At 56.8% G+C, this 4,141-nt stretch carries 4 protein-coding genes; all 4 read right to left on the reverse strand.

Annotation, left to right across the window (positions count from 1 at the left end):
* Window positions 1-427 precede the first annotated feature (427 nt).
* Window positions 428-1,102, reverse strand: a complete 675-nt coding sequence (locus ACJROR_RS00955; protein WP_406545466.1) for a LemA family protein — start codon at window positions 1,100-1,102, stop codon at window positions 428-430.
* Between the two features lie 251 nt (window positions 1,103-1,353).
* Entirely contained in the window at window positions 1,354-2,493 is a 1,140-nt protein-coding gene (locus ACJROR_RS00960) for a beta-N-acetylglucosaminidase domain-containing protein (RefSeq protein WP_406545467.1), read from the reverse strand.
* 20 nt (window positions 2,494-2,513) lie between these two features.
* On the reverse strand, window positions 2,514-2,858 hold the full coding sequence (locus tag ACJROR_RS00965) for a DUF2498 family protein (protein WP_406545468.1): 345 nt from the start codon (window positions 2,856-2,858) through the stop codon (window positions 2,514-2,516).
* Between the two features lie 293 nt (window positions 2,859-3,151).
* Window positions 3,152-3,847 (reverse strand): hypothetical protein, encoded by a 696-nt coding sequence (locus ACJROR_RS00970; protein ID WP_406545469.1) that lies wholly within the window; start codon window positions 3,845-3,847, stop codon window positions 3,152-3,154.
* Window positions 3,848-4,141: the final 294 nt, after the last annotated feature.

The following is a 4,141-nucleotide window of genomic DNA, read 5'->3' on the forward strand; positions in this document are numbered from 1 at the left end:
GCCTTAACCTTTGTTCCTCCCGGTATTGATGGCATAAGGGCCGGTGATGTCTGAGAACTGCTGTATGCCGCATCCTGGCGGAGAGGAGATCTCGGCGTCCCAAGGTCAAAGTCAGGGAAGGAAAATTCCGGAACTTCTTTAGCAGCCGAAACACTCTTTCTGAAACCGCCGGCACGGGGAGAGCGGCCAAAAGGCATTCCCCGGAGCAGGGAACAGGCGGTTCTGGAACAGAACAGGCCAGAAAAACTGCCTCAGGGAAACCGCCTTTGCCCTGGCAGAAGCCGGATTTCAGGACTCCGGTGATACCAGAACACTGAGCGCAGATTTAGAAAACCTGGTAAAGATCAGGCGGGCAAAGTGAGACGGAGAACCGGAAAACCGGAACAGGTGATTTCCCGGAATGGGGAATTATCCCCGGGACAGAGGTTCAGTTTTTCGAAGCGGGGGCGGCGGACTTGACTTCGTTAGCTGCGGCATCAGGAGCAGCCTGAGATTCCTTGTTATCTTCCTCCGGGAGCGCGGGGAGGAGATCCTCGATGAGGGGAGCCTCGGGGCTTACTCCCAGAAGCTTTAGGATCAGACGCCGGATGAGCCCGCGGTGACAGTAGCCGTTGAATTCCCGGGCGGCGTCATTGTACTGCCGGATATTGAAGTCGATTTTGCTGTCCTGAGCCTTGAGCTCCTCTGATATTTCCCGGTAGGAGGCGGTGCTCAGGAGGGCGGGATAACGTCTGAGACGATCCCGGAGGGCGGTCATGCGGAGAAAGATGGTGTTTTCCCGGTTCCGGAGCTCGCTGAAGGCTCCCGGGGCGCGGCAGTTTCTTTTCAGGTTTTCCGCCGCCACTCCCGCTAAGGTGGCTTCCTTGTCGATTTCCTTCAAAAGATCGTTTTCTCCGGCAGCGTATTCCCGGATCTTTTCGTTGAGCCGGGGGATCATGGCGTATTTTCTTTTGAAGAGCGCAAAGATCTGGGACAGGAGACTCATGCATGCTGCTTCCAGTCCCTGAGACTTGCTTTTGACATGCTTGAGATAACAGGTAAGGCATACAATCAAAGTCAGGGTCAGCGGAACTGAAATACAGAGAATATAGGTCAGGGTCATTCTTGAGTCTCCTGTCCGGAACCTTGCCGTTCCGGACGCTGCTGCGCAAGAGCGGGGCCGCCGCTTTCGCAGCATTGCCGTCTCCGGGCATTATAGATTTTTTCAGCCGGTCTCCGGGGGACTCGCCTGACAAAATTCTGATGTTTTTCACAAAGATAGTGATCCGGGCGGGGGACTCAAGGGAGTCAGAACCGCCCGGGATTCCTTTACGGCCTCCGGCGCTTCCGGAAAACCGGTCTCCCGTTTTCGGCTCAGCCGGTGAGACAGGTCTCGTCAAAGATGTAGCGGCCCCGGAAAAAGTCCCGGAGATCCCGGGCAATCCCCGGAGAACCGGAAAGATCCGGGGTTTTCCGGGCGAGGTTTTCCAGCTCATCCGCGGAAAACTCCTCCCGATCCCTGACGCTGAAGTCCGGGCATTCCCGGAGCATGAAGTCGGTAAATTCCGGAGAGGTTTCCCGGAGGAGGGCTTGTTTAAGGAGCCGGGTTTTGTCTTCTGCCGTTACGGGAGTCCGGGCCCGCAGGATCTCCGGAATCAGAGAGAGGGGGATCCGGGAGAGCCAGTGCTCCTTCATGGGATTTACCGCAATGCCCCGGGCGCCCTCCGGCAGGAATTCCCGGCTGTCCGGCGGGGCCAGATAGAGATGTCCCGAGGATTTCCGGCCGTCGTTTACCGGGTAGTTATCCCAGATAAAGGGCTTTCTCCCGATAATCTCCCGGGCCTTTTCGAGTGAGGACAGGGGATATCCGGAGCTCATGACCCGATCCCCGGTCCAGAAGATATCCGCTCTTTCGGGGAGATCCCGGGCAAAGTCCTCGAAGTACCCCGGAGGCATTTCTCCGAAGATCTTTTCCAGAATGGGATCCAGACTGTAGAAGCTGGGGCAGGTGATAAGGCGCGTGCTTTCGGGAAGCTCGTCCAGAATGCATTTAAGGATGCGGTTCTGGGTTTTTCCGGCCGCATGGGAGTCAATCTTAAGGTCATCAAAAAGCACGGCCATGATATCCGGCTTTACCCGGTCTGTGAGATCCCTTACACTGGCCGCCACCCTGTGAAGCATGGCCGCTTCTCCCTCCGGAAAATCCCCTCTGGGAGCATCCGCCCCCAGAGAAACGGCATTAAGAGGGGTGAAGCCGACGCCGAAGGAAAGTCCCTGCTTCCGGGCGGCGTCCGCCAGAACCGCCAGTCCCTCCAGATACTCTCCGGAGAATTCCCGGAACCAGAGGCGGCGGAGACAGGCATCTCCCTTGGGAGCATAGATGTAAAAGTCATAGCCGCGGCTTTTCAGCCAGGGAATGAAGTTCAGGCGATCCTCCGGAGTCCAGAAGGCGCCGTACATGCCTTCAATGACTCCCAGAGGGAAGCTCAGATCCGGGGTGTCAGGGGTGTTCATGGGACTCTCCTTTCCTTGAGTCAGGTGTTTTCGTCAATGCGGTACTTCCGGGACAGCTCCACGGAAACCCGGTGAAACATGTTGAATACCGCATTGGTTTTCGGGGTGGGAAGGCCCTCATCGTCCAGAAAGAATTCCCCCCGGAGCACAATGGCGGCATCCCGCTGGATGGCGGAGGTAACCTCCATGCCGTCCATGTATTCCCAGTCCTTCTTTATCATTTCATTGGCCAGGCGAATGATTTCCTCCCGGGAGACGGTTTTGCGGGGAGCTTCCGCCGCCCCGAAGATGCCGGAAGAGCTCGCGTCCCCGAAAATGCCCCCGGCGTTATCCCTGCCGGTATCATCGTCGTCCATAATCCCCATAATCTGTTCTCTCCTGATATGATTCCGGCCCCGCCTGTCCCGGGAAATCACAGTTTCTCCGCCGGCGGGGTGATTCTTTAATGCGCAAAGGCAATCTCAAAGGAAGGCTTTATCCGGGAGTTGTCCGGAGTCCTGCCGCTATGATTCTATCACATTTGCGGGAGGCGGCATCCCGGGGCTCTCCGGGAAAACCGGAATTCCGGAGGCCGCAAGCCGGCGGCAGAGCCGGCTTGCGGGAGGATCTGAAGGAGGAAGAAAGAGAGAGAAGGCAGAGAGGGAAAGTATTGACGGCCTCAGTGGGAATACTGGGTATAGAGCTTTCTCTCGATTTTCAGGAAGCGGAGCACATTGTCGCTGTAGGCATCGTCGATGCGGGGGAGGCCCTTTTCCTTGATATCGATAAGGAGATCCCGGTCATCGGGAGAGAGGGCGTTACGGGCGGCGATGTACTGGGAGAGATAATGCCGGCCGAGATAGGTGTCATAGGGGAACACGGTGGCGATGGATCTCAGAATCAGCATGCCGGCCACGGGGAGAGGGATGAATTTCAGGGTGTTTTCCTCCAGAAGATCGCAGAACCGATCCAGAAGCAGCGGATCCCGCCAGGTTTCCAGAATATCCTTCCCGGGGGTGTAAAGGGCGGGATCCTGTTTTTCTTCCCCCGCTGCAAAATGCCGGAGGGCATAGGCCGGAGCCCACCCTGACTCTCCGGAAGCCTCTTCCGCCGGAGCCAGAAGATGGATGCGGAGTCCGGGGTATTCCGGAGCGTGTTTTCTGACGGTTTCCGTAAATGCCGGATCCTCGCAGAACAGATAAAGGTACTGCTCGCTGGCGGCCAGCAAGGTTCCCAGCTCGGTGATGCCCGAAAAGGTCACGCTGTCCCGCATGCGCTGATCGACGATAAGGGGAAAACGGGCTTTGATGCTGATGATTTTGCGGGCCGGCTTAAAGCTGCCGTGGCTGCCGTCTTTGCAGCTGTGTTCTGTCATTTTCTGTTTTCCTGTCTTTAATTGATTCTCTTGCGCATCTCGCGGCGCGTTTTCATTTATGATCACGCATCTTTGCCGGCGCTTTTGCTGCCGCTCCTTTAAGAATTGCTCCCCGGCAATGCGGGTTCTGCGGTTTCCGGACTCCGGGATCCCTTCCGGCAGCGATTCCGGCGTAAAATTCTACCATACTGCCCATGCCGTAAAGCGCGGGGCTGTGACAATTGTTAAAAAATGCCGGGGCAGTTAACCCAATCAGGGATTTTATGGTATTATTTCACGCTGAACGGGAGGGGC

It is taken from the genome of Succinimonas sp. (assembly GCF_045225735.1).
Lineage (GTDB): Bacteria > Pseudomonadota > Gammaproteobacteria > Enterobacterales > Succinivibrionaceae > Succinimonas.